Source organism: Micromonospora sp. NPDC051006 (genome assembly GCF_044456245.1).
In the GTDB taxonomy this organism is placed as follows: Bacteria; Actinomycetota; Actinomycetes; order Mycobacteriales; family Micromonosporaceae; genus Micromonospora.
The window spans coordinates 79,669-105,657 of the sequence record NZ_JBITFP010000015.1 but is presented as its reverse complement, the minus strand read 5'-3'; the positions used below and the strand labels follow the sequence as shown (position 1 = coordinate 105,657).

16 protein-coding genes are annotated in these 25,989 nt (G+C 71.6%); 4 read left to right on the top strand and 12 right to left on the bottom strand.

Annotated features, from left to right (window positions below):
• Positions 1–204 precede the first annotated feature (204 nt).
• Complete coding sequence (locus ACIBBA_RS22095) at positions 205–660, top strand: hypothetical protein (protein WP_396699857.1); 456 nt, start codon at positions 205–207, stop codon at positions 658–660.
• A 136-nt stretch (positions 661–796) separates the two neighbouring features.
• Here ACIBBA_RS22095 and ACIBBA_RS22090 read toward each other — a convergent pair whose 3' ends face one another.
• The 5 genes from ACIBBA_RS22090 to ACIBBA_RS22070 form a co-directional block, all read right to left on the bottom strand.
• The gene (locus tag ACIBBA_RS22090; protein ID WP_396699856.1) at positions 797–2,308 is read right to left on the bottom strand and encodes a hypothetical protein; all 1,512 of its coding nucleotides are present in this window, start codon (positions 2,306–2,308) and stop codon (positions 797–799) included.
• A 77-nt stretch (positions 2,309–2,385) separates the two neighbouring features.
• Complete coding sequence (locus ACIBBA_RS22085; protein WP_396699855.1) at positions 2,386–5,214, bottom strand: PQQ-dependent sugar dehydrogenase; 2,829 nt, start codon at positions 5,212–5,214, stop codon at positions 2,386–2,388.
• Positions 5,215–5,317: 103 nt separating this feature from the next.
• Positions 5,318–7,447, bottom strand: coding sequence for a ThuA domain-containing protein (locus ACIBBA_RS22080; RefSeq protein WP_396699854.1), 2,130 nt, complete (start codon positions 7,445–7,447; stop codon positions 5,318–5,320).
• A gap of 107 nt (positions 7,448–7,554) precedes the next feature.
• Complete coding sequence (locus ACIBBA_RS22075) at positions 7,555–10,425, bottom strand: ricin-type beta-trefoil lectin domain protein (RefSeq protein WP_396699853.1); 2,871 nt, start codon at positions 10,423–10,425, stop codon at positions 7,555–7,557.
• A gap of 182 nt (positions 10,426–10,607) precedes the next feature.
• Positions 10,608–13,751: a glycosyl hydrolase family 95 catalytic domain-containing protein gene (locus ACIBBA_RS22070; RefSeq protein WP_396699852.1), complete on the bottom strand. Its 3,144-nt coding sequence runs from the start codon at positions 13,749–13,751 to the stop codon at positions 10,608–10,610.
• A gap of 638 nt (positions 13,752–14,389) precedes the next feature.
• On the opposite strand from ACIBBA_RS22070, the gene ACIBBA_RS22065 reads away from it, so the two are divergent.
• A complete protein-coding gene (locus tag ACIBBA_RS22065; RefSeq protein ID WP_396699851.1) occupies positions 14,390–15,748 on the top strand; it encodes a M28 family peptidase in 1,359 nt (452 codons plus the stop codon).
• Between the two features lie 124 nt (positions 15,749–15,872).
• Here the strand turns inward: ACIBBA_RS22065 and ACIBBA_RS22060 are convergent, their stop codons facing one another.
• A complete protein-coding gene (locus tag ACIBBA_RS22060; protein ID WP_396699850.1) occupies positions 15,873–16,601 on the bottom strand; it encodes a DUF305 domain-containing protein in 729 nt (242 codons plus the stop codon).
• A 230-nt stretch (positions 16,602–16,831) separates the two neighbouring features.
• On the opposite strand from ACIBBA_RS22060, the gene ACIBBA_RS22055 reads away from it, so the two are divergent.
• Positions 16,832–18,604, top strand: a complete 1,773-nt coding sequence (locus tag ACIBBA_RS22055; protein WP_396699849.1) for an LVIVD repeat-containing protein — start codon at positions 16,832–16,834, stop codon at positions 18,602–18,604.
• Between the two features lie 129 nt (positions 18,605–18,733).
• Here ACIBBA_RS22055 and ACIBBA_RS22050 read toward each other — a convergent pair whose 3' ends face one another.
• Genes ACIBBA_RS22050 through ACIBBA_RS22035 form a run of 4 tightly spaced genes read right to left on the bottom strand, consistent with a single transcriptional unit; the run spans position 18,734 to position 21,356 of the window.
• On the bottom strand, positions 18,734–19,660 hold the full coding sequence (locus ACIBBA_RS22050; RefSeq protein WP_396699848.1) for an acetamidase/formamidase family protein: 927 nt from the start codon (positions 19,658–19,660) through the stop codon (positions 18,734–18,736).
• A 39-nt stretch (positions 19,661–19,699) separates the two neighbouring features.
• Complete coding sequence (locus ACIBBA_RS22045; RefSeq protein WP_396699847.1) at positions 19,700–20,041, bottom strand: cupin domain-containing protein; 342 nt, start codon at positions 20,039–20,041, stop codon at positions 19,700–19,702.
• Positions 20,042–20,097: 56 nt separating this feature from the next.
• The gene (locus ACIBBA_RS22040; RefSeq protein WP_396699846.1) at positions 20,098–20,508 is read right to left on the bottom strand and encodes a RidA family protein; all 411 of its coding nucleotides are present in this window, start codon (positions 20,506–20,508) and stop codon (positions 20,098–20,100) included.
• Positions 20,505–21,356, bottom strand: coding sequence for an NAD(P)-dependent oxidoreductase (locus ACIBBA_RS22035; RefSeq protein WP_396699845.1), 852 nt, complete (start codon positions 21,354–21,356; stop codon positions 20,505–20,507). The genes ACIBBA_RS22040 and ACIBBA_RS22035 overlap by 4 nt, the downstream gene beginning before the upstream one ends.
• Before the next feature lie 88 nt (positions 21,357–21,444).
• Between ACIBBA_RS22035 and ACIBBA_RS22030 the strand changes: the two genes are divergently transcribed.
• On the top strand, positions 21,445–22,341 hold the full coding sequence (locus tag ACIBBA_RS22030) for a LysR family transcriptional regulator (protein WP_396699844.1): 897 nt from the start codon (positions 21,445–21,447) through the stop codon (positions 22,339–22,341).
• Between the two features lie 118 nt (positions 22,342–22,459).
• Here the strand turns inward: ACIBBA_RS22030 and ACIBBA_RS22025 are convergent, their stop codons facing one another.
• Positions 22,460–24,214, bottom strand: a complete 1,755-nt coding sequence (locus ACIBBA_RS22025; RefSeq protein WP_396699843.1) for an ABC transporter ATP-binding protein — start codon at positions 24,212–24,214, stop codon at positions 22,460–22,462.
• Positions 24,211–25,908, bottom strand: coding sequence for an ABC transporter transmembrane domain-containing protein (locus ACIBBA_RS22020; protein WP_396699842.1), 1,698 nt, complete (start codon positions 25,906–25,908; stop codon positions 24,211–24,213). Before ACIBBA_RS22020 ends, ACIBBA_RS22025 begins: the two co-directional genes overlap by 4 nt.
• Between the last annotated feature and the right edge of the window lie 81 nt (positions 25,909–25,989).

Below are 25,989 nucleotides of genomic sequence, written 5' to 3'. Positions count from 1 at the left end.
GCGATCCGTAGCCGCGACGCTACGGAGCGGCTCCGCCGGGGGACAACGACGGATTGCCGACACGCGAGCGCCAGACCGCTGGCGGGCTTGCGGGCCGTGCCTAGGCTGCGGGAGGAAGCGTGTCACCGACCCGCGCTCGTGCGACGTCGAGCGGATCTTCAGGGGAGCGCCATGGCCCAGCTACCGACCTAGCCGGCGTCCACCATGGATGTTCAGCCGGTCGTCATCGCCAGCGACAACACCTTCGCGCACGCCTATGCCAGCGTTGCCGAGATGTTGAGCGAGCGCGACCTCGGTGCGAAGGGTGGCCTCGAGTTCTTCGACCGGTCGGGCCGCCGGCTCGCGCCGGTACTGAGCCCCACGTGGGAGGTGGCAGGTCTGGCGCCCACCTTGGACGAGCCGGACCCGAAGCTGCTCACCGGCCGGTTGGCGGCGGTGGTCCAGCACGTCGGCGACCACATCCGGCGTCACCCGGAGGTGATCGCCCGGTCCGGCCTTTCGGTCGAGGAGGCGCTCGCCGCGCTGCCGCGGATCGGCGCCGGGACCCTGGCCGAGGATCTCGCGCAGCTTCCCGGGGCGACGGCGGACGGCGAGTTCGGGCTGATGGACTCGGGTGGGTGGTTCCACAACGCGATGCACGCCGCGGGCTGGGCGCACTGAGGATCCGACCGCTCCGACCCATGCTCCGGCCCGGCGGAAGCCGCCGGGCCGGAGCCTGTGGTGCCCCGGCGTTGGCAACCGACGCCGTCGGCCAGCACGACGTCGAGAACCAGCGTGCGCCATGGTCGGGCGGTCGTCAGCCGCCGACCAGGTCGAACCGCTCCCAGGGCCCGATCGCGGTCCGGTTGGCGATCAGCGGCGCGGCCCCGGCGTTCTCCGCCGCCACGTACCGGTCGTTGACCGCGGCGCGCAGGCTCACGCTGCCGTCACCGTTGCGCACCAGGTGGAACGTCTCCCACAGCCCCACCGCGGCCCGGTTCGCGACCAGCGGAGCCGCCCCGGCGTTCTCCGCGGCCACGTACCGACCGTTGCCGCGGGCGCGCAGCGCCACCGTGCCGCCGCCGAGATCGGTGAGGTCGAACTGCTCGGTCGGGCCGACCGCCGGCTGGTTGGCGACCAGCGGGGCCGTGCCGGCGGCGCTGACGTACCGGCCGTTGGCGTGCGACCGCAGGCTCACCGGTCGGTCCGGGTTCGGCGCCGGGTCGACAGAGGGATCGAACCGGTTGACCCAGTACCGGGTGCGGTCCAGGTAGGCCGTCTCGGCCGCGGCGCCGGTCCGGCCGTACGCGCCCGAGTAGGTCAGGTAGCCGTGCCCGGCCGGCGGGCTCGCGCTCGCCGGCTCGATCGTCGAGCCCTCGTGCCACTCGTTGAACGAGGTGATGGAGACCCAGGTCGGCGGGCCGCCGTGCGACGGGTTCAACGCGTTGGACCACTGCTGGTCGTACATCGCGCCGTTGGCCCGGTCGACGGTGGGGGTGGTGTTGCCCGGCACGGCCCGGTCGTCGAGATAGCCGGGGGCCACCGAGGGCGCCCAGACCAGGCCGTTGGCCCGGCAGAAGGCGCTGGCGGACGCCCAGCCGGGCGCGGTCGCCCCGGCGATCCCGTCGTAGGTGTACATCCCGCCGAAGTGGGCGACCTTGGTGGTGTCGGTGGTCTGGGCCAGCACGATGCTGGTGTCGCGGACCTGCGCCAGCGGCGACCAGTCGGCGATCCGCAGGCTCTCGAAGACGTAGAACGGGGCCCGGTTTCCGTGCGCCGCGTCCCGGTGGAACGCCGGGTGGCTGCCGTAGCGGTTGTGCAGGTAGTTGATGTCGGCCACGGTCGAGGCGGCGGTCCGGCCCGCGTACGGCTCCAGGTGCCAGGCGACCCGCAGGCCGTACGCGGCCGCGGCGTCGAGCACGATCGGGGTCAGGTTGTCCTCGTAGGAGCCCTGGCCCCACCAGCTGTGGACGAGCACGCCCACGCCGGCGTCGCGGATCCACGCCATGTGCCGACGCACGGCGGCCGGGTCACCGGAGTCGTACGTGCCGAGCGTCGGGTAGAAGTTCGCGCCGATGTCCTGCGGCGGGGTGTGGCCGCCCTGCGGCCAGTGCCGGTAGCTGCCGGCGACGCTGGGGTTGCCGTACCAGGAGTAGTAGAAGATGTGCACGTTGCTGGCGGTCGCGGCCAGCGGCGCGACCGGCGCGGCGGGGCCGGCGGCGGTCGGCGGCGGGGCCGCCTGAGCGGTCGGGGCGGCGGCGACGGCGAGACCGACCGCCGCCACCAGGGCGGCGGCCGCGCGGCGCAGCCAGCGGTTTCTCGGGTACATGACGCTCCATCGGGGTCGGGGTCGGGGTTGGCGGTGCGGCCGGGGGGACGCCGGCCGCACCGCCGGTCTGGTGATGGTCAGCCGTTGCCGAGGGTGAACTTCTCCCACGGTCCGACGGCGGCCCGGTTGGCGATCAAGGCGGCGGCGCCGCCGTTCTCGGCGACGACGTACATGTTGTTGACGGCGGCCCGCAGGCTGACCGTGCCGTCGGTGTTGCGCACCAGCGCGAACGTCTCCCACGCCCCGACCGCCGCGCGGTTGGCGACCAGCGGTTGCGCGCCGGCGTTCTCCGCGCAGACGTACATGCCGTTGCTGCGCGAACGCAACGCGACGTTGCCCGCGCCGAGGTCGACGAGGTCGAAGCGCTCGGTGGCGCCGACGGTGGCCTTGTTGGCGATCAGCGCGGCGGTGCCGACGGCGCTGACGTACTGGTTGTTGGCGCCCGCCCGCAGGGTGGTGCCGGTGCCCCCGCCGGTGCCCCCGTCGAGGGTGAAGGCGTCCACGTCGAACAGGTTCCCGGCACCGCCCTTGAAGACCAGGTACAGCGTGGTCGGCGCGGACGGCTGGCTGGTCAGCGTGGTCGACACGTTGGTGAAGGTGTCCCAGCCGCCGGTGGGGGCCACGGCCACGCTGCCGAGCAGGGTGCCGGTGGCGGAGCCGGCCCGCACCTCGATGGTGCCGCCCGGGCCGCCGGAGGAGACCCGCGCGGTGAACCGGGTGGCGGTGGCCAGATGGTACGGCTGGAACGAGATCCAGTCGCCGTTGTCGATGAAGCCGGCGGTGCGGCTGCCCTCCGCGGTGGCGTGCTCCGCGGTCTGGACGCCGCCGGACTGGGCGCCGAAGTGCTCGGCCTGCCGGTGCCGGGGCTGCAGGATGCGGGTGCTGCGCGAGGTCAGCCCGCCGTTGTCGGTGTAGCTGGCGTCGAAGACGCCGTAGATGTTGGCGGCGGTGTCGTGTTCCCCGTCGACCGGCACGGTGATGGTGCCCGAGCAACCGTTGCGCACCGTGATCTCGTGGGCGTGGCTGTCGTGACCGAGGGCGTAGGCCATCCGGACCCGCGAGCAGTCGATCGTGCCGTCCTCGGGGTCGGTGACGGTGACCTGGAACGGGACGGTGTCGCCGAAGGTGAACAGGGAGCCGTCGGTCGGGACGGTGAGCGTCACGGTCGGCGCGGCGTTGCCGACGGTTATCACCAGGCTCGCGGTGGCGGAGAGCCCGGTCGGATCGGTGACCCGCAACGTCGGGGTGTACGTCCCGTTCGCGGTGTACGTCTTCGTCGGGTTGGCCGCGGTCGAGGTGGTGCCGTCGCCGAAGGTCCAGAGGTAGCTCAGCGCTCCGCCCTCCGGGTCCTGGCTGCCGGCGGAGGAGAAGGTGACGGTCAGCGGGCTGGGACCGGAGGTCCGGTTCGCCGCGGCGACGGCGATCGGGCTGCGGTTGCCACCACCGATGTACTCGATCCGATAGAGCGCCTGGTTGTTCGACCCGGTGCCGTAGTCGAGCACGTAGAGGGCCCCGTCCGGGCCGAACGCCTGGTCCATCACCTGGGTGCCGCGCCACGGGAAGTCGGAGATCTCCCCGGGTGACCCGTCGGCGTTGACCGCGATCGCCTTGATCCAACGCCGGCCGTACTCGCCGGCGAAGAACTGCCCGTTGAGCGAGGCCGGGAACTTGATGCTGGAGTTCAGGTTCGGGTCGTAGCGGTAGACCGGCCCGCCCATCGGCGACTCGGACCCGCTACCGAACTGCGGCGGCGACCCGGCGTCGCCGTACCTGATCCAGCTCGGCCGGGCCGGCGGCAGTGTGCTCTGGCCGGTGTTGCGGAACGAGTTGTTCGTCGGCCCGGCGGCGCAGTTGTACTTCGCCGCGGACGGCCCGGAGGGGAAGGTGTACTCGTTGTAGGTCTCGGTGCTGGTGTTCGTGCCGGTGCAGTACGGCCAGCCGTAGTTGCCGGCGCTGGCGATCCGGTCGAACTCGACCTGGCCGCCGGGGCCGCGGTTCGGGTCGGTGCCGCCCGCGTCCGGGCCGTAGTCGCCCAGGTAGACGATGCCGGTGGGCTTGTCCACCGCCATCCGGAACGGGTTGCGGAAACCCATCGCGTAGATCTCGGGCCGGGTGTTGGGCGTGCCGGCCGCAAAGAGGTTGCCCGCCGGGACGGTGTAGCTGCCGTCCGGCTGCGGCTTGATCCGCAGCACCTTGCCGCGCAGGTCGTTCGTGTTGCCCGAGGTCCGCTGCGCGTCGTACGCCGGATAGCGGTTGGTCCGCTCGTCGATCGGGGTGTAGCCGGCGGACTCGAACGGGTTGGTGTCGTCGCCGGTGGAGAGATAGAGGTTGCCGGCGGCGTCGAAGTCGATGTCGCCGCCGACGTGGCAGCACATGCCCCGGTCGGCGTCGACCTGGAGCATGATCCGCTCACTGGCAAGGTTCAACGTGTCGTCGGCGTTGAGGGTGAACCGGGACAGCCGCAGGTGCCCCTTCCACGGTGCGAAGTCCGCCGCGGTGCCGGTGGCCGGGGCGTCACCGCCCGGCGTGCTCAGCGTGGGGGAGTAGTAGAGGTAGAGGTGCCGGTTGGTGGCGAAGTTGGGGTCGGCCGCGACGCCCTGCAGGCCCTCCTCGTCGTGGGTGTAGACCGGCAGGGTCCCGGCGACCTTGGTGTTGCCGGCCGCGTCGGTGATCCGGACGGTGCCGTTGCGGGCGGTGTGCACCACCGACCGGTTCGGCAGCACGGCCAGTGACATCGGCTCGCCGAGTTCGGCCGTACCGGTGGCGAGGGTGACCTGCTGGTAGTCGGCGGCGGGGATGACCGCCGCCTGGGCGGCCTGCGGGGGCGCGACGGCGAGGACCACGGCGGCGGTGGCGACCGCCGTGGCCAGGTACGACCGGAGCCGCCGTCTGGGGTGTGCGGACACGGGACCTTCTTTCCGAGGGGGTGTGGGGGCCGCCCGGTGCTGCGGTGGGCGGCCCCCGCGGACGAAGAGGTGGGACGGGACGAGCCGGGCCGGTGGACCGGGTTCAACTGCCGTGGACCTCCAGCTCCCACAGCGAGTAGCCGTACGCGGGCAGGGCGCGCTGGGTGCCGTGCACGCGCAGGTAGCGGCCGGTGGCCGAGATGGCGAGGTCGTCGACGCCGCCGTCGCCGGTGGTCGTGGTGTGCACCGGCGACCAGGTGACGTTGTCCGGGGACACCTGCACCTGGTACGCCCGCGCGTACGCCGCCTCCCAGGTCAACCGGACCCGGTTCAGGGCGCGGGACGCGCCGAGGTCCACGGAGATCCACTGCGGGTCGGCGTAGGCGCTGCCCCAGCGGGTTCCCGGGTTGCCGTCCACCGCGTTGCCCGGCACGTGCCCGCTGCCGGTCTCCACGCTGGACGCCGTCACCGGCCGGCCCCGGGACAGCAGGGTGCCACCGGACGCGGTGCCGTAGACGTTGACGTCCCACAGCGAGTAGCCCCACTGGGTGGCCCGTTGGGTGCCGTACACCCGCAGGTAGCGGCCGGTGCCGGCGACCGTGAGGTCGTCGACGCCGCCGTCGCCGGTGGTCGTGCTGTAGACCGGCGACCAGGTGGCGTTGTCCGGGGACACCTGCACCTGGTACGCCCGCGCGTGCGCCGTCTCCCAGGCCAGCCGGACCCGGTTGATCGCGTACGTGGCACCGAGGTCGATCGAGATCCACTGCGGGTCGGCGTAGGCGCTGCCCCAGCGGGTTCCCGGGTTGCCGTCCACCGCGTTGCCCGCCACGTGCCCGCTGCCGGTCTCCACACTGGACGCGGTGGCCGGCCGACCACGGGCCAGGTCGGTGGCGGGCGGCTCGCTCGGGCCGTCGGTCTTGATCCGTACGTTGCGGTAGTTGATGTCGAGCCCGGCGCCGTCGTTCTGCAAGCCGATGTATCCGTTAGCGATGGCCCGGCTGCTGACGTAATCATTGATCTTCACGCCGTTGAGCCAGATCTCGACCCGCTGACCGTGCACGCCGATCTCGTAGGTGTTCCAGGAGCCGGGCGGGTTGAGTGCCGCCGCCCGGGCGGCCTGGTTCGGCGCCTGGAAGCTGTAGACGCTGCCGGTGGTGCGCGTTGGATCCGCGTCGGTGGCGTCGATCTGGATCTCGTGGCCGGCGTCGACCGGAGCCCACGGGTCGCCCTGCGGATCGGGGAACCCGATGAAGACGCCGCCGTTGTCGTCGCCCGGCATCATCCAGTCGACCTTGAGCGAGTAGTTGCCGAAGGTGCGCACCGGGTACCAGAGCAACCCCATCCCGCCGTACGAGGTCAGCGTGCCGTCGGCCAGGGTGAAGCCGCCCGGGCCGGCCTGCCGCCACTGGGCGAGACTGGCCTGGGTGCCGTCGAAGATCGGCGTGTAGCCGGGCTCCGGCCGGCAGTCGGCCGAGGCGGCACCGCCGGCCACCTGGATCCCTCCGAGCAGCATCCGGGTGAAGTTCGGGTCGCTGTAGCTCTGCTCGGTGTGACCGAGGCCGGTGTACCAGGCGCGTCCGCCGCCGTAGCTGTGGCACCAGGTGATCGGGTGGTCGCCACCCATCGACCCGCCGCTGTACGACGACTCGTCGAGGCTGGCCAGCACCTTGACCGTCGAGCGGGGATTGGTCCGGTAGTTGTACCACTCGTCGGTGCGCGTCCAGGTCGACGGCAGGTGCGCGGTGGACGGGTTGGCCCGGTCCTCGACCCGGATGGTGGCCTGCTGGGTCGCCGGGTGCGAGGCGAAGTACCCGCCGACCAGACCGCCGTACCAGGGCCAGTCGTACTCGGTGTCGGCGGCGGCGTGCACCCCGACGAAGCCGCCGCCGGCGGCCAGGTACGCCTCGAAGGCGCTCTGCTGCCCGGCGTTGAGCACGTCGCCTGTGGTGCTGAGGAAGACCACCGCCTGGTACTGGGTGAGGTTGGCGGTGCTGAAGGCGGTCGCGTCCTCGGTGGCGGTGACGGTGAAGCCGTTGGCCGTGCCGAGCTGTTGGATCGCGGCGATGCCGTTGGGGATGGAGGAGTGCCGGAATCCGGCGGTCTTGGAGAAGACCAGCACCTTGGTCAGCGGCGCGGCCTCGGCCGGGGCCGGGGTCACCGCCGCCGCACCGGCGGCGACGGTTAGTCCGGCGACCACGGCCGCGGCCGTCGCGATGATGGCGCGTCTGCGCATGTGGGGGCTCCTTGCTGGGGTCGGGCCCGGGGGCCGTCCGTCGGCGCGAACGGCCCCCGGGTACTCGTCCGGTGCCGGCGGGGTGCCGGCGGCTGGGGTCGGTCGGGTCAGGGCAGGGTCCAGTTCTGCGCGGCGGTGCCGTTGCAGTCGTAGATCTGCAACTGCCGGCCGTTGCTCGGGCTGGAGGAGGGGATGTCGAGGCACCGGTTGGCCTGCGGGTTGCGCAGGCTGCCGTTGGGACCGGAGACCCACTGCTGGGCCCCGGTGCCGTTGCAGGTCCACAGGTGGATCGGCGTGCCGTTGGTGGTGCCGCTGGACTGGACGTCCAGGCACTTGCCCAGGCTGCGGATGGTGCCGTCGCCGGGCAGCGTCCACTGCTGGTTGGTCGCCCCGGCGATGCAGTCCCACATCTGGACCCGGGTGCCGTCGGCGGTGCCGCCGGCGTTGACGTCGACGCACTTGCCCATGCCCCGGATCGGGCCGGTGCGGGTGCCGCCGACCGGGGTGCTCACCCCGACGCCGGTGAACGTGTAGCTGTCCAGGTCGAGCAGCGCCCCGCCGGTGCCACCGGTGAAGACGACGTAGAGGTCGTGGGTGTTGTCGTCGGGCTTGGTGACCGTGGCGCTGACCTCGGTGTAGTTGTCCCAGCCGCCGGTGTTGGGCACGGTGACCCGGGCGACCTCGGGACCGGTGGGTGAGTCGTACCGGAAGGAGACGACGTTGCCGGCCTTGTCCGACGAGACCCTGGCCCGGACCCCGGTGATCCCCTTCAGGCTCACCGCGTGGTGCCGGACGTACTCGCCGTTCTGGATGTCACCGAGCCGGCGACCGCCCTCGGCGCCGCCGGCATTGATCACCTGGGGGCCGTGCAGCGAGACGTAGTGCTCGGCCTGCCACTGCTTGGGCCAGAGCGTGACGTCCTTCTCCGCGGTCAGCGGCACCGAGCCGGCGGCGCCCCGGTCGGTGTAGCCGGCCCGCAGCAGGAAGAAGAGCACCGAGTCCGGCCCGGCGTGCACCGGTCCGGTGTTGACGGTGAAGCCACAGCCGGTGCCCTGACCCTCCTCGTGGGCGTGCTCCTGGTGACCCAGGGCCGCCCGGATCACCACGTTCGCGCAGGGGATGGTGCCGTCCTGCGCGTCGGTGGCGCTGCCGGTGGCGGTCAGGTTCTCGTCCCAGGAGAACAGGCCACCGTTGGGCAGCCCGTTCAGGGCGACTGTGGGCCGGTTGTTGCCCACTACGACGGCGATCTGCGTCGTGCCGGACCGGCCGGTGCCGTCGGAGACGGTGAGCCGAGCCCGCTTGTCGCCGTTGCTGGCGTACGTGTAGGTGGGGTTCGCGGCGGTGGAGTCGACGGTGCCGTTGCTGTCGAAGTCCCAGGCGTAGGTCAGCGGGTCGCCGTCCGGGTCACTGCTGCCGGCGCTGGAGAAGCTGACCGTCAGCGGACTGAGCCCGTTGTCCGGCGTGGCCGAGGCGACTGCTGTCGGCGACCGGCCGCCCGCGACGTAGTTGATTTTGTAGAGGCCGGCGGCGGCGTCGCCGGAGAAGTAGCCGTTGCCGTACTCCAGCAAGTAGAGCGAGCCGTCCGGGCCGAACTCCATGTCGATCGGGTGGACGAACGACATGCCGGCGAGCACCGGCTCGATGACGGTCGGATTGCCGGTGCGCGCGTTGCCGTTGTCGAACTGGACCTCCTTGATCCAGTTACGGCAGTACTCGGTGATGATCAGCTTGTTGTCGTAGTACTGCGGCCACTTCACCTCGGAGTTCAGGTTGGGGTCGTAGTGGTAGACCTCGGCGTGGTTGGGTGAGCCGCAGCCACCCGGGTTGTCCAGGGCCGGCCACTCCCGGCTGCCGCCGTGCTGCTCCCAGACCAGCGCGCCCCGGGTCGGCGGCAGCTGCTGCAGCCCGGTGTTGCGCGGCGAGTTGTTCACCGGGCCGGTGCTGCCGCCACAGGGGAACCAGCCGCGCGGCGCGTTGGCGGCGAAGTCCCAGTCGTTGTAGGCGACGTTGGGCCCGCCGCAGTAGGGCCAGCCGTGGTTGCCCGGCGCGGTGGCCCGGTTCCACTCGTCGTACGCCGCCGGTCCCCGGTTGGGAATGGTCGCGCCCGCGTCCGGCCCGACCTCACCCCAGTAGAGGGTGTTGCCGTTCTTCTTGTCGACCCAGACCCGGTACGGGTTACGCAGGCCCATGACGTAGACCTCCGGGCGGGTGCCGCTGGTGCCGGGTGCGAAGAGGTTGCCCGCCGGGACCGTGTACGTGCCGTTGTCCTCCGGGTGGATGCGGTTGATCTTTCCCCGCAGGTCGTTGGTGTTGCCCGAGGTGCGCTGTGCGTCGTACTGCGCGTCGCGGCTGGTCCGCTCGTCGATCGGGGCCATGCCCGCCGAGTCGCCGCCGGAGTTGGTGTTGTCGCCGACGGCGAAGTACAGGTTCTCGTTGCTGTCCCAGGCCATCGATCCGGCCGAGTGGCAGCAGAGCCGCCGTTCGGTCGGCCACTCGATGAGTCTCGTCTCGCTCGCCGGGTCGAGCACCAGGGTGCTCGGGTTGAAGGTGAACCGCGAGATCCGGTTCACCAACGGCGTCGCGACCGGCGAGTAGAACAGGTACACCCAGCGGTTCGAGGCGAACCTCGGGTGCAGGGTGATGCCGATCAGGCCGTCCTCGAACCGGGCGTCGAGCTGCAGGGTCAGCGCGACCGTCGTGGTGCGGTTGGTCGGGTTGTAGAGGCGGACCTGCCCACCGCCGGAACTGGTGCCCCGGTTGATGTAGAGCACCTTGCCGTCGGGCAGGACGGACAGCTCGATCGGCTCACCCATGGAGAGCCCGCCGTCGAGCTTGACCTTCTCGAACTGGTTGGTCGGGGGCGGCGCCGCCATCGCCGGCGGGGCGGCGGTGGTGACGCCGACGAGGATCGGCAGCAGGCCGGCGAGGGTGGCCAGGACGACGGCCGCGACGAGGCGCGGACGCGGTTTGCGGATCATGGCGTTCTCCGGTGTTCGGGGGACGGGGACGGCCGAACCAGTCGGGCGTGCGGCACCGGCGGGGTGTGCGCGCAGCCGGGGGAGGGGAGAGGTGGGGTCGAGCCGGGCCGCCGACGCCCGACTCGACAGGGGGACACGGGGATGCCGGCCGGCGGGCCCGGTCCGGCCCGCCGGCTCCGGCGTCAGGCGGGAACGAGGTCGAACTTCTCCCAGGGGCCGATCGCGTCCCGGTTCGCGATCAGTGCCTCGGCCCCGGCGTTCTCGGCGACCACGTACCTGTTGTTCACCGTCGCCCGCAGGCTGACCGAGCCGTCCGAGTTGCGGACCAGGGCGAAGGTCTCCCACGACCCCGCCGCCGCCCGGTTGGCGACCAGTGGGTTGGCGCCGGCGTTCTCGGCACAGACGAACTGGTTGTTCACCCGGGCCCGCAGTCCGACGTTGCCGCCGCCGAGGTCGACCTGGTCGAACTGCTCCGAGCCGCCGATCGCGGTGGCGCTCGCCACCAGGTTGCCCGCGCCACCGTTGGTGGCGGAGACGTACCGGCCGTTTGCCTGGGCCCGCAGCGCGACCGCCCCGCCCGTCGGTGGGCTGCCGCCGTTGAGGACCCGGATCGCGTCCACCATGCCCACCGAGGTGCCCCTGTTGACGATGCGGATGGTGTGCGTGCCGTTGGTCAGCCCGGTGCGGCGGAACACGACCTGCTGGGCCTGGCGGGGACCGGCGACATACAGGTTGACGTTGGCCTGGAGGACGTTGTCCAGGTAGACGTCGACATTGCCCATGTCGCTGAACCGCTCGGAGAGGTACTCCACCCCGGTGCCGGTGAAGGTGTAGCTGGCGGCGGCGCCGACGGTGGTGCTGTGGTGGGTGTCGTCGTTGTAGTCGCCGTACCCCCGGGCGGTGGTGTGGTGCCAGTTGGCGTCGTAGGTCAACATCGTGTCGTTGACCAGGCCACCGCCGCCGAGACCGCCCAGGCCGAGGGTCGAGGCGGTGCCCGACAGCGCCTTCTCGCCCTGGTTGGCGGTGCCGGTGAGGGTGGTGACGGCGTACGTCGACAGCGGCTTCGCGGTGCGCTCCACCACGTACACCGTGTTCGCCGCGGTGGCGAAGGTGATCTCGGCGGCCGAGGTGGTGGTCAGCACGGCGTTGTCCGAGGCGCGGCGGACCCGTACCTCCTGGCCGCCCCACGGGTTCACCACCCGGGCCGGCTTGCCGTGCAGGCTGCGCAGGCCGACGTACTTGACCTCGCCGGCCTCCCGTTCCGAGCTGACCAGGAACCCGTCCTTGGCCAGCAGGGTGAACTTGCCGACGAAGCTGGAATCGGTCGGCACGGCCGGAAAGACCCGGATCTTGTCGTTGTACGACTGCATCAGCGACTCGTTCATCGCCGCCAGGTGGATGCCGAGGTACTCGAAGACGCCGTTGGTGTTGTTGGTCATTCCGTTCGGGTAGTTCTGGTACTTCTGCAGCATCGTCCGCATGCCCTGGAACGCCTGGTTGCCGAGGCCGAGCCGGGCGGCGTGCACGTGGTCGTTGGACCAGACGTTGCCGTACGGGTGCGGGCGCACGTTCCAGGTGTTGATCGCGGTCTGCTGGTCGGGGTAGCCGATGCCGGTCTGGTCGTAGGGCCAGACCAGCTCCAGCGCCACGTTCTCGTTGTTGCGGGTCTGGGAGATCGGCGGATCGTGCGGCAGGTACGCCCCGTTCTGGACCTGGTACGGGGCCAGGTTGTTCACGATGTTCTGCCAGTTGGCCCGCAGCCCGGCGTCGAGCCCGAGCTGTTGGCTCACCTGGATGGCGAGCGGGAAGAGCAGCCGCACCGCGGCCAGGTCGGTGATGGCGTTGCGGACGTCCCAGTACGTCTCGTGCGCGTTCGAGTTGGCCATGTACCACCGGCCCGTGGCGCCGTCGCGGTCCAGCATGTCCTCGTAGAACTTCACCGCCTCGCGCATGTACGGGTAGGCGGTGTTGCGCAGGTACGCCTCGTCGTTGGTGTACCGGTACTGCAGGTACATGTTGTAGGCGGCCTCGGTGCCGGTCGAGTAGAGGTCGTTGACGTAGTCGCTGTTGACGGTGCCCCGGGCGTTGCCGTCCCAGCCCATCGTCTCCGGCACCCAGAGTCCGTCGCTGCCGTAGCGGGTGGTGGTGTACGACTTCAGCGCCGCGAGGTTGCGGCTGTAGAGCCGGTTGAAGCCGGCCATCAGGTCGACATGGTTGCTGGCCAGGAACGAGTTGTAGACGTCGCGCTGGTTCCAGTACCAGTACCCGTTGCTCCACTTGGAGTTGTCCTGGGTGGCCCGGAAGACCCCGTTGATGAAGTGCAGCGGATAGTTGCCGTAACCGCCCGCGGCGATCATGTAGGTCGCCAGGTAGTAGACGTTCTCCAGGTAGGCGGCGTCGCCGCCGGCGTTGGAGTACTGGACGAACGATTTGGCCCAGAAGTCGTGCCACCAGGTGCGGTAGTTGTTCAGCGTGGTGGTGTAGCCGGCGCTCTTGACCGTCGCGAGCTGGTTCTTCGCCTGGGTCACCGAGTTGAGGCCGGGCGAGTTGATCCGGCTGGCCGCGGTGAACCAGACGGTGTAGCTCGACGTCGGGGTGATGGTCAGCCGGACCCGGGTGCCGTTGACCACCTGGGAGGTGTAGGACGCTCCCTCGACCGTGGCCGCCAGGGTGTACCCGAAGTTGTTCGCGTCGGTCTGTCCACGGCTCAACCCGACGCCGCTGGCGTCGGCGAACGTGGAGACGGTCCGCCAGGTGTTGAGGTCCGGGACGTCGGCGATGTTCTGGACGCTGTTCATGTCCCAGAGGCTCAGGTCGAGGCCGACACTGGTCACCCCGGGACGGCTGTCCTCAACGTGGATGCCCATCACCTCGGAGTTGGGCGCGCCCATGACGGTGACCGTGCGGTTGTTGTCGTACCTCGTGGTCAGCGTTCCGTCGTAGAGCGAGAGTCGCTGCTGGAACGTGGTGTAGCCGGTGTCGAGCTGGGGGTTGCTGTAGAGGTTGACCAGGCCGGCGGCGTAGGTCGACTGCTGGGCCAGGTCCACGCCGGAGACCTGCATGCTCAGGCCGTTGGCGTTCCAGGCCATGGCGCCGGTCCGGCCGTTGCCGACGGTGAGACCGTGCAGCGGGTTGGTGTTCGGTCGGTTGTAGACGATGTCGTGCTTGGCCAGGTAGGCGGCCCGGTTGACGTTCAGGGTCCCGGTGGCGGTGTTGAATGCGGCGTCCGTCGGTGCTGCGGCGGCCGGTCCGCCCGACCCGATGGCGACGGCGCCACCGGCGAGCAAGACGGCGAGCGCGATACGCAGCGGCGTTCTCACCTTCATCGACACGATCTCCTCTGGATCGTCCGTGCGGATGATGTCTCGCGCCCCGGGGGAATGCCCCGGTCTGCCCGCGTCCGCCGAAACGCGGGCGACGTCGAGACGGATCTGGGGCGGTGCCCACCGACGTCGGTTGCACCGACGGCCAGGTAAACATCGACCCACATCGTTGATATGCAGTTAACATCGGACGTCTTTGCGGGTCAATCCTTCTGGTTCGACAATCTTGTGCCACCAGTGCCGAGTTGGCCCGACGGCGGGTGCAATACATCCGACGAATTGGCTCGGCGGTACACGTTGGACCGAAAATGGTCGGCGTCCCTTCCAACGGCGGTGATCTGCGTGATCGGGCGTCGCGCGGCCACACCGGCACCGCCCCTCGCCGCCGGACCTGGCCGGCCGGCCTGGTCAGGGCGACTGCACGGCCCTCCGGCGACCGCCGAACGGATCTTGGAGAGGGCGCGAAGAAGTGGATAGGTTCAAATTTCTGTGGGCTCGGTCACCCACCGGTCGGCCGGGCTCGCCAAAGATCAGGAGGACCCATGACCCACGGCGGCCATCCCGCTACGTCCACTACCGACACGTCCGCTACCGACACGTCCCCTACCGGCCTGGCCAGCTCCACCGCCAACCGACGACGCATGTTGACCATCGCCCTCGGCGGCGCCGCCACCGTGGCCCTTCCCGCGCCGGCATGGGCGGCGACCGAGCAGCGTCCCGGTGCCCACCGTCCGCCCGCGCTCACCCCCGACGACCGCAAGGTCATCGCTCAGGTCTCAGCCGAGCGGGCGCTGTCCCACCTGCGTGTCCTCAGCGAGGAGATCGGGCCGCGCATCGGCGGCACCGCCTCCGAGCGCCGCGCCGCGGACTACATCGCCAAGGAGCTCGATCACCTCGGCTACGACGTCCGGCTGGAACCGTTCGGGGTGGCGGACAAGTTCCTCGCTCAGCTCGCCTCGCCGGCCGGACTGCCGACCGACCTGAACTGGCAGGCCGGTGCCTCACCGCACGCCGCGCTGGACACCACCGTCGCCGGCGACGTGGTGGACGTGGGCGCGGGCGCAGCGGAAAACTACCCCGCCGACGTGACCGGTCGCATCGTGCTGGTCGACTACGTGGCGGCGCGGCGCGAGCAACTGGTGGCGGTCGCGCTGACCCGTGGGGCAGCCGCCGTCGTGTTCCTCGCGGCCGACGGCGTACCGCCCCGGCGGACCGCGGCGTTCTCGCCGACGCTGCCGGGTTCGGCCAGCTCGCCGGTGCCGATTCCGGTGGTCGGGGTCGCCCAGGCGCAGAAGGAGCGGCTGCGTGGCCTGCTCGCCGCCGGTCGGCTCACGCTCACCATCTCCACCGTCGCTCACCGCGGTCTGACCTCGAACAACGTCATCGCCGAGCGGGTCGGGCGCTCCGGTGCCGGGGGGCCGGTGGTGATGGTCAGCGCCCACTACGACACGGTCATCGGCGCTCCGGGCGCCAACGACGACGGCTCCGGCACGGTGCTCTGCCTCGAGTTGGCCCGGGTGCTACGCGCGATACCGGTCGAGGCCACCCTCCGGTTCGCCCTGTGGGGCTCCGAGGAGCAGGGGCTGCTCGGCGCGCGCCATCACGTACGGCAGCTCCCGCAGGCGGAACGGGACCGGATCCTCGCGGTGTACCAGAACGACATGGTCGCCACCAGTTGGGATCCGGCGACCCGCTACTGGCTGCTCTCGTTCACCGGCCAGTCCAGCCGGGCCACCGACGAGGTCGCGGCCGCCGCCGTCCGCCTCGGCTACGACCCGCGGATCTCGCCGGTGACGCAGCGCGGCTCCAGCGACCACCAGGCCTTCCAGGAGGTCGGTATCGCCAGTGCCAACTTCTCCTGGCGCGGGGAGGAGACCCCTGCGCTGCTGGAGCCGCCGTACCACACGCCGGAGGACACCATCGCCAAGAACATCAGCCTCGAGCGGCTCCAGGTGTCGCTCGAGCTGATCGGTTGTGCCACGTACGCGACCGCTCGCTGAACGATCCCGCCCGTGGCAACGGAGCTGGCGCCACGGGCGGGGCCATGAGGTAGCGGGCGTCGCAGCCGGGTTGTCCCCGGTGCGGCGCCCGCGCTCATGCCCTGCCTGGCTCCTGCCGAGGGCGCTACTTCGCGTCGCCCAGAGTCTGGCGCATCCGGTTGATCTCGGCCCCCTGCTCCACGACGACGCTGCTGGCCATCTCGTTGATGATGTTGTCGACACCGAGCGCCAGCACCTCGTCCGCCATGTCGATGGCGCCCTGATGGTGCTCGGTCATCATGCTGACGAACAGCCGGTCGAACTCGACGCCGCGCAGGGCGGTGAGGCGGTTCAACGCGTCCGCCGACTGCATCCCACCCATGGTGTGCTGGTGCTCGGTGCCGGAGTCGCGGGGCAGGCCCCGGTCCGTCAGCCAGGCTTCCAGCGTCTTGATCTCCGGTTCCTGAGCCGCCAGGATCCGGTCGGCGATGATCCTGAACTGCGGGTTCTCGGACCGGTCGGCCACCAGCCGGGCCATCACGAGCGCCTGCTCGTGGTGCGGGATCATCTTGGTGACGAAGCGGATGTCGGCGTTGTTGTACGACGGGCGCGGCGCGGGCGACGCCTCGTTCGCCGGTCGGCTCCGCGCGGATTCGCCGGGTCGCCCCGGCAACAGCACCGGCGCGGTGGCGTCCGGCAGGCCGGGCAGGTCGAGCGGCTGCGGCGGCTTCGCCTGCGCCGTCGGCCGCGAGTCGCCGTCGGGCAGCGCGACGGTCACCGCCGCCCCGAGGGCCAAGACCGTCAGTACGGCCAGCTCGATCAGCACAATCGCCCTCGACTGCCGGGAAAGCGCCCGGAACCGTCCACTCAGCACAACTCGACTCCCGCCGTACGCCTGGATTGGCGGGATGGTATCCCGGGGTCCACCTGCGCCGGCAAGATCACCGGCAGCGAAAAGGCTCGATTGCCTGACCTGCGGTTGTTTGGACCGGCGTAATTCTCGGCCATTGGCCGAACCGTGATCTAAACCCGCGTCAGCCCGGTGTCGGACCAGGGATATCGTCCCGTTACCTCCTGCTCACCCATGACGAAGGGTGTCGCTACATGTCTCAACCCAATTCACGAGCGAGCCGAAGGCGGGCCGTCGGCCTGGCCGCCGGTGGTGCTCTCCTCCTCGCCGCCGTCGTGGCGGTTGCCGCCCCGGCGAGCGGTGCCGTCGACTCGACGCAGAGCACCGACAACTGTGAGTCGTTCCGGGCCGCCGGCGACAACTTCGCCGAGTACTGCATCGCGGAGGAGGCGGCCAACGACGTGTCCGCCGCCGACGCGATCCCGGGCGTCGACGAGATCTCCAGCACCGCCAACATCCGGCAGATCGCCAACATCCCGAAGTTCGGCGGGTTCGCCAGCGAGGGGGCGTACAACTCGGATCTGGCGTTCCAGGGCAACTACGCCTTCGCCGGCAACTACGAGGGCTTCAACGTCTTCGACATCACCGACCCCAGCTCGCCCCAGGTGACCAGCCAGGTGGTCTGCCCCGGCTCCCAGGGCGACCCGACCGTCTTCGGCAACCTGCTGTTCCTCGCCGTCGACGCGCCCCGCAGTGACGACTCGTGCAACAGCGCGAGCGGCTCCTCGGGCCAGGCGAGCTCCTGGGAGGGCGTCCGGATCTTCGACATCAGCGACAAGGCGAACCCGCGGTACATCAAGGCGGTCCGCACCGACTGTGGTTCGCACACCCAGACGCTGGTGCCGAGCAAGGACGGCAAGAGCGTCTACGTCTACGTCCAGTCGTACGGCCCGTCGAACAACGCGTTCTACTGCAAGCCGCCGCACGACAAGATCTCGATCATCAAGGTGCCGCTGGGCAGCCCGACCGACGCCGCCGTGGTGGCCACGCCGGTCCTCTTCCCGCAGACCGCCGGCGCCACCTCCACCAGTGGCTGCCACGACATCACCGCCTACCCGGAGCTGGACCTGGCCGCCGGCGCCTGCATGGGTGACGGCGTCCTGATGGACATCTCCGACCGGGAGAGCCCGGTGATCCTCAGCCAGGTCCGGGACACCAACTTCGCGTTCTGGCACTCGGCCACGTTCAACAACGCCGGCACCAAGGTCGTGTTCACCGACGAACTCGGCGGCGGCAGCGGCGCGATCTGCACCAGCGGCTACCGGGCCAACCAGGGCGCGAACGGGATCTACGACATCGTCGGTTCCGGCGCGGATCGTGAGCTGGTCTTCAAGGGCTACTTCAAGATCCCGCGGTTGAACACCACGCTGGAGAACTGCGTGGCGCACAACGGCTCGCTGATCCCGGCGATGGGCCGCGACATCATGGTCCAGGCCTGGTACCAGGGCGGTGTCTCGGTGATCGACTTCACCGACTCGGCGAACCCGGTCGAGATCGCCTACTGGGAGCGGGGTCCGCTGTCGGACACCCGCCGCGTCCTCGGTGGGGCGTGGTCGACCTACTACCACAACGGTTACATCTACTCGAACGACATCCAGAAGGGCTTCGACGTCCTCAAGCTGGACGACCCGCGGACGAACAACGCCCGGGCGGTGGCCTTCGCTGAGCTGAACGTGCAGACGCAGCCCAGCTACCCGGCCTGCACCACCGTCCTGCGTGAGCGGCGCAACGGCAGCCTCAACATCACGTCCGGCGTCACCTGCCTGGACGGGGCGAGCGTCAACGGTGCGATCAAGGTCGCTCCGGGCGCCGGTCTGATCGTCTTCAACTCGACCCTCAACGGTTCGCTGCACGCGAGCGGTGCCTCGGTGGTGTCGATCGTGGAGAGCCGGGTGAACGGCTCGGTGGACGCCATCGGCGCGACCATCCGGGACAGCAAGATCAACGGCTCGGTGCGGACGAGCTGATCCGCACACCCGTTACCAGCACCACGCTCCGGCCCGGCGGTATCCGCCGGGCCGGAGCCCGTCCCGGTCCGGGACCTGCTGCCGCGGCATCCGGGGTGCGACCGTCGGTACGTCGCCCACGGCCTCGGCTCAGCGCAGCGCGTCGTCGCGGAGCACCGCATGCGCGCCGACGCTCTGGTTGACGATCTGCGTCACCCGTACGTCGACCGCGACGCTGGCCAGCGCCACCGCGTCCGGGCGACTCACGCCGTGGAGCCGTTGCATCAGGGTCAGCATCGAGTCCAGGGCCATGAACGTCGCGTCGTCGAGGGTCGCGCCGACGCCGAGGGTCAGCCAGGCGTCCGCGGTCCTGGCCACCGGGCCGGTGACCGGAAAGTCGTCGCGGACGTCGAAGGTGAGGCTCACCTCGTCCATCGGGCACTCGATCGCGGTGCCGCCGATCTCCCCGTCGCCCTGCGCGGCGTGCCCGTCGCCGACCGAGAACAGCGCTCCGTCGACCGTGATCGGCAGCAGCAGGGTGCTGCCGGCGGTCAGGTCCTTGCAGTCCAGATTGCCGCCGCAGGGCCGGGGCGGGACCGTCGAATGCCGCCCCGGCTCGGCCGGTGGCAGGCCGAGCACCCCCATGAAGGGGCGCAGCGCGACGGTGTGGCCGTGCTGGTTGCGACCGGTCATCGCCACCGGGTCGAGTTCCCAGGCGTGGACCACCCCTTCCTGCGCGACGCCGTAGCGCTGGTTGAAACCGCTCGGCCAGCCGCCGGCGACGGTGGTTCCCCAGCTGGCCGGGACGATCGTGTCGATCCGCACGGAGAGGGTCCGGCCGGGGCGGGCACCGCGGACGGCGACCGGACCGATCAGCGCGTGTCCGTGGTCGGGCTGGTACTGCGGGGCCCGGGGTCGTTCCCGGTGTGGCCCGCCCGGGTACGGGCCGGCCGACCACCAGCAGTCCAGCGTCCGGTAGGTGACGGTGTCGCCGGAATCGATGGTGAGCACCGGCGGGAAGTCGGGGGAGAAGTGGCCGTGCAGGGTGTCGTCGCCGGGTGCGAGAGTGTGTCGCATCCGGGCAGGCTAGTTGCTGTCATCGGGGCGGGATAGGGGCTAGACGTCGCGCCTCGCCCGTGACCCGTAGGCCGGGCCGAACACCACCAGCAGCACCAGGTCCTCGGTGACGTCGACGAAGCGGTGCTCTTCCCCCGCCGGCACGAAGATCACCGCGCCGGGCCCGACCGCGGCGTCGCCGCTCGGTGTGACGATCCGGGCCCGCCCCGCGGTGACCACGTAGATCTCGTCCTCGGTGTGCGGGCTCTGGTCGTCGACCCCGCCCGCCGGGATGCAGTACGTCCCGACCGACAGGTCCGGCACTCGCAGGTGCTCCACCCAGTCATTGGCGGCCAGGTCGGCGGGCGGACCCCACCGACCTGCGCCATCGATGATCTGCATGCCGGCAGCCTAGTGGTGGTCGGCGTCGATGCCGGCAGTACCGCCGGCGGCCCGCGTCAACCGGTGATCAGGGCGGCGGTCACCTCGACCTCCAGCACCGCGCCCGCCAGGAAGAGTCGACTCACCTCCACCGTGGTGCTGGCCGGCTTGACGTGCGGGAAGTACCGCTCGCGGACCTCCCCGTAGCCGGGCAGCAGGCCGAGGTCGGTCATGAACGTCCTGACGTGCAGGACGTCGGCGAACGTGGCGCCGTGCGCGGCGAGCAGACCGCCGATCAGGTCGAAGATCCGTTCGGACTGCGCCCGGACGTCGCCGGGCGCCACCACGGCGCCCTGATCGTCGACGCCGACCTGGCCGGAGAGCACGAGCAGCGCGCCGCCGCCCGGCAGGTCGAGGCGGGCGACGTGGGAGAACCGATCGCCGAACGGAGCGGCGACGCTCGCGGGATTGTCCAGGGTCAGGGTCATGCTCGCTCCTTGCGGTGAGTTGCGGCGTCCGCGACGCGGCCGCCGGTGAGAGTGGCGATGTCGGCGTGCGGATCAGGTACGGCCGCCAGCACCGACGCGGCGGCGCGCAGTACGGGCGCAGGCGTGTCGCCGAGCGCGTCGAGGGCGAGCGCGGCGTCCTTGGCGGCCAGGGCGGCGGCGAACGTGGCGTCCCTGGTGGTCGCTCGGGCGAGCGCGCCGCCGAGCGGCCCGGTGGCGAGAGATTCGAGTGCCGTCTGCCGGTCGACACCGACCGCCGCCGCGACCGCCAGCGCTTCCGCGACGGCCGCGACCGCCGTCACCAGGGCGGTGTTGAGGACCAGTTTCAGCGCGGCGCCGCTGCCGGGGATCCCGCAGCGCCGGACGGTGCCGAGCAGTTCCAGTATCGGGGCGACCCGTTCCACGGCGGCCTCCTCGCCGCCTGCCAGCACGACGAGCCGACCCTGCTCGGCGGCACCGGCGCCGCCGGCGACGGGCGCGTCCACCAGCCGCGCGCCGGCCGGCAGGAACTCGGCGAGTTCAGCTGCGGCCCGTGGGCCGATCGTGGACATCTCGACCAGGTGGGCGTGGGGCCGCAGGACGGCAGCGGCCCCGTCGGCGCCGAACAGCACCGCCCGCACGGCCGTCGCGTCGGTGAGCATGGTTATCACCACGTCGGCGTCCCGCACCGCCTCGGCCGCCGTGGCAGCAGCCCGGGCCCCTGCCGCGACCAGTGAGTCCGTTCGGGCGGGAGTGCGGTTCCAGACCACGAGCCGCCGCCCGGTGGCCAGCAACCGGTGGCCGATCGCCGTACCCATCGTGCCCGTTCCCAGCAGTGCGATGACGTCCATGATCCGAAACGCTAGGCGTCGAGAGCCCATGCCACCAGCGAATGTTCCGCATCGCTGTCATGCCTGTGCGGCATGGCAGGCTGGTGGTATGGAATCGCACGCCCTGCACGTCTTCCGCACCGTCGCGGAGCTCTCCTCCATCACGGCCGCGGCCCGGACCCTGCGCTACACCCAGTCCGCGGTGTCGCGGCAGATCGCCGCACTGGAGGCCGAGACCGGTGCGCCCCTCTTCGACCGACTTCCGCGCGGCGTCGCCCTGACCGAAGAGGGCCGCTGCCTGCTCGGCCACGCCGAGGCGGTGCTCGACCGGCTCGCCGCCGCCCGTCGGGACCTGACCGCGCTCCGCGACCTGACCGCCGGCCGGCTGCGGGTCGGCGCGTTCCCCACGGCGGTCGCCGCGCTCGTTCCGCGCGCCCTGTCCGCGTTCCGCGCCGCCCACCCGCACGTGGCGCTGTCCCTGGTCGAAGGATTGACGCCGGGCCTGTTGGACCGCCTCGTCGCCGGGGACGCCGACGTCGTCGTGGTGAGCGCGGCACCCGACCAGCCCCTCGACGGCGACCGGCTCGACCTGCACCACCTACTCGACGAGGCCCTGCTGGTGGCGGTTCCCCGGACCCACCGACTGGCCCACCGGCGAAACGTCCGGCTACGCGAACTGGCCGAGGACGCCTTCATCGCCGGCTCGGCCGTCGCCGAGGAAACTCTGCTGCGCGCCACCCTGCCGGCGGGCTTCCGGCCTCGCATCGACATCGTGGCCGCCGAGTGGACCGGCAAGCTGGGCTGTGTCGCGGCGGGGCTCGGCGTCGCTCTGGTGCCCGCCCTGGCCGTGCGGGCCGCCCCGCCCGACCTGGCCCTGCTCCGTCTGCACCCCGACGACGCCGCCGTCCGGCGGGTCTATGCCGCCACCCCCAGGAACCGCAGCCTGCCGCCAGCCGCCCAACGGTTCCTCACCCATCTCGACGAGGCGACGGCCGGTCTGGGCTGACTCCGGGCCGGATGCGAGCCTGGCCGGTGCCGCCCGCAAGGCAGTGAAGCCTCCGGGCGGCACGAGGTCATCGCGGGTCGTACGTCTGACAGTCGGCGTCGCCGGAAAAGCGGGGCCGTCACGCGGTCGGCAGCGGCCGTTGGTCCGACCACGCCTGCCACAGCGTGGCGTACGGCCCTTCCCGACCGATCAGCTCCTCGTGCGAGCCGACCTCCACGATCCGTCCCGCGTCCATGACCACGATCCGGTCCGCGTTCACCGCCTGGCTCAACCGATGCGCCACGATCAGCGCCGACCGGCCCTCGAGCGCGGCCGTGGCCACCCGTTCCAGCAGGCGCGCGCCGGCGCTTCCCGCCTCGGCGGTGGCCTCGTCGAGGATGGCGACCGGCGGGTCGGCCAGGATCAGCCGGGCGAACGCGAGTTGCTGCGCCTGGGCGGCGGTCAGGCTGTGTCCGCCCGCGCCCACCTCGGTCGACAGTCCGTCCGGCAACTGCTCCGCCCAGGCCAGCGCGTCCACCGTGGCCAGCGCCGCGCGCACCTCGTCGTCGCCGGCGCCCGGCCGGGCCAGCCGCAGGTCCTCCATCAGTGGACCGGCGAAGACGTGCACCTCCTGGGTGATCAGCGCGACCTCGCCGCCGGGTACCTCCACCATTCCGACGACCGGCCGGTGCACCCCGGCGATCACCTTGGCCAGTGTCGTCTTGCCGGCGCCGCTGGCGCCGACGACGGCCACCCGTTCGCCAAGGCCGACGGTCAGGTCGATGCCGCGCAGCACCGGCCGGTCGGGGGAGTAGGCGAAGTCCAGCCCGGACACCGACACCGCGGGCCCGGGCACTCCGGACCGGCGCGGGCCGGGGGGCGTCGTCGGAGTGGGTGTGCGCGGCGTGGCCAGGTCGGCCACACCGACCAGCCGATCCAACCCGGAGGCGGCCGCCTGGGCATCGTCGACGAGTGCCAGCGCGACGTTGATCGGGCCGAACAGGCCGTGGAAGTACAGGGCCGCGGCGGTCGCGGTGCCGATGCTCACCGCGTCCGCGCGTACCAGGAAGAAGCCGGTGCCGAGCACCGCGGCCAGTCCGGCGAGCTCGGCGACGTGCAGCCGGGCGTAGAAGCGGGTCTGCAGGGCGACTCCCCGCAGCAGGAGGTCCACGGCCTGTTGGGAGCGCGCGCCGACCCGGTCGCGGTGGTGATCGGCGAGCCGGAACGCCCGGATGGTCGCCGCGCCGTTGATGGTGGCGAGCAGGTGGTGCTGCTGCCCGGCCACCGCGACCCGCTGCCGGGCGTAGAGCGGGATCGCGCGGCGGGCGTACCAACGGACGGTGTGCAACTGAACCGGAACAGCGATCAGCGCCGCGACCAGGAACCGCCAGTCGAGCACGGCCATGCCCGCCAGGGTGAGCCCGATCGTCAGCAGCGCCCGGGTGAACTCGGGCAGGGCCGTGCGGGCGGCTTCGGCGATCACCGCGACGTCGTTGGTCACCCGGGACGTCAGGTCCCCGGCGCCGGCGCGTTCCACCTGCTCTAACGGCAGCCGCAGCGCCGATTCGACGAAGCGTTCCCGCAGCCGGGCCAGCACCCCCTCGCCGACCTGGGCCAGCAGGGCGACGCCGACGCCGGCGAGCGCCGCCTCGGTCAGCGCCGCGCCGACCAGCGCGACGCCGGCGAGGACGATCTCCCCGGCGCCGCTGCCGGCGGTGGCGAGGTTGACGACATGGCCGAGCAGCGGCGGCGTGACCAGCCCGGCCGAGGTCCCCGCCACCAGCAGCGCGAACGCCCCGGCGAGGCGGGCTCGGTGCGGACGCAGCAGCACCCGCAGCATCGCGCGCGTACGCCGCCCGGTGGCGATCGGCAGCAACATCGATCCGTCCGTCATGCCAGCACCGTCGATCGGTAGCGGGAGTCGGCGGCGACCAGCTCGCCGTGCCGGCCGGTCGCCCGCACGACTCCGTCGTCCAGCACGATCACCCGGTCCGTGGCGGCCAGCAGGGCCGGGCTGGTGGTGATCAGAACCGTGGTCCGGCCGTCCCGCACCGACCGCAGCCGCGTGGCGATACGGGCCTCGGTAACGGTGTCGACCGCGGTGGTGGGATCGTGCACCACGAGCACCGCCGGGTCGGTGGCCAGGGCCCGGGCCAGGGCGATGCGTTGGCGTTGCCCGCCGGACAGTGCGCGAGCCTGGTCGTCCAGGACCGTGTCCAGGCCGTCCGGCAGCGTCCAGAGCACCTCGTCCGCGGCGGCGGCGGCCACCGCGGCGTCGACCAGGTCCACCCGGGCCCGCCCGGCGGCGGTGATGTTCGAGCGGATCGTGCCGTCGAACAGATCGGTGTGGTGCTCGGTGGTCAGCATCGCGGAGCGCAGGCTGCCCGGATCCAGCTCGGCCAGGGCGACGCCGTCCAGCTCGACCGCCCCGGCAACCGGGTCGTACGCGCGGCCGAACAGGCCGACCAGCGCGGCCGCCTCGGCCGGATCGGCCGTGACGATCCCGACCAGTTCCCCGGCGTCGATGTCGAGGTCGACGCCCCGTAGTGGTGGGCTGTGCAGCCCGCGCAGGGTGACCCGGCCCCGGACGGGCCTGGCCGGCTCGGCGGCACCCCCGGCGACGGCCGGCGCGGCGTCGAGCACCGCGGCGATGCGCCGGGCCGACGCGCGCCCCTGGGCGAGGTCGACGCCCACCCATCCGAATGTCGACATCGGACCGACCAGGAACTGGGCCAGGCCCACCGAGGAGATCAGCTGGCCGACGCTTATGTCGCCACCGGCCGCCAGGACGCCACCCACGACGGCGACGACCGCCAGGAACACGCCGCTGGCCGTGTGCACCAGACCCTGGTACGCCGCCTCGGCGCGCGCGACCCGGACGCTCGCCGTCAACGCGCGCCGGCTGCGGTCGGCGTACCGTTCGACCGCCGCGTCCCCCGCCCGCAGCCCCTTGACCACCCGCAGCCCCTTGACCAGGTCGGCGGCGATGCCCGAGGCGTGCGCGCTCTGTTCCTGCTCGGACTCGCTGCGCCCCTCCAGCGGCTTGCCCAGCAGATGGGTGAGCAGCAGCAGCGGCGGGATGCCGAGCAGCACCAGCAGCCCCAGCGGCAGCGAGATCCAGAGCAGCAGCACCGCCGCGAGGGCCAGCGCCATCACGGCCGCCACGCCCGACGCGATCGCGACGGCGACCGCGCCGACGCGGGCGGCGTCGCTGGTGGCGATCGACACCAGCGCGCCGGGCAGCCGGTCCGCCTCGGCGCCGCCGCGCGCGTCGAGCACCCGTCGGGTCAGGCGCAGCCGTAGCCCGTGGGCGACCTGCTCGGCGGCCCGTTCGCCGTAGCGCACGCCGTACCGGAAGCCGTAGCTGAGACCGAGGTACACGGCGCCGAGCACACCGAGCCAGAGCGCCAGATCACCGGCGCCGCCGCCGACCGCCCGGTCGATGACCACGCCGATGAGGAACGGCACCAGCGCCTCGCCGGCCTGGTGGGCGGTGACCATGAGCGCGCTCAGGATGACGAGGCGGCGCTGCCCGGCAAGTGCGCCGGAGAGCACACCGCGCCCACGCCGGGATGGACCGGTGCGCATATCACCTGCTCCGTCTGCTGGAACGATCTCGTAAATTAGGTGAGGCTAACCTCGCATCCGCCCGGGTCTGTCGTCGGGGTC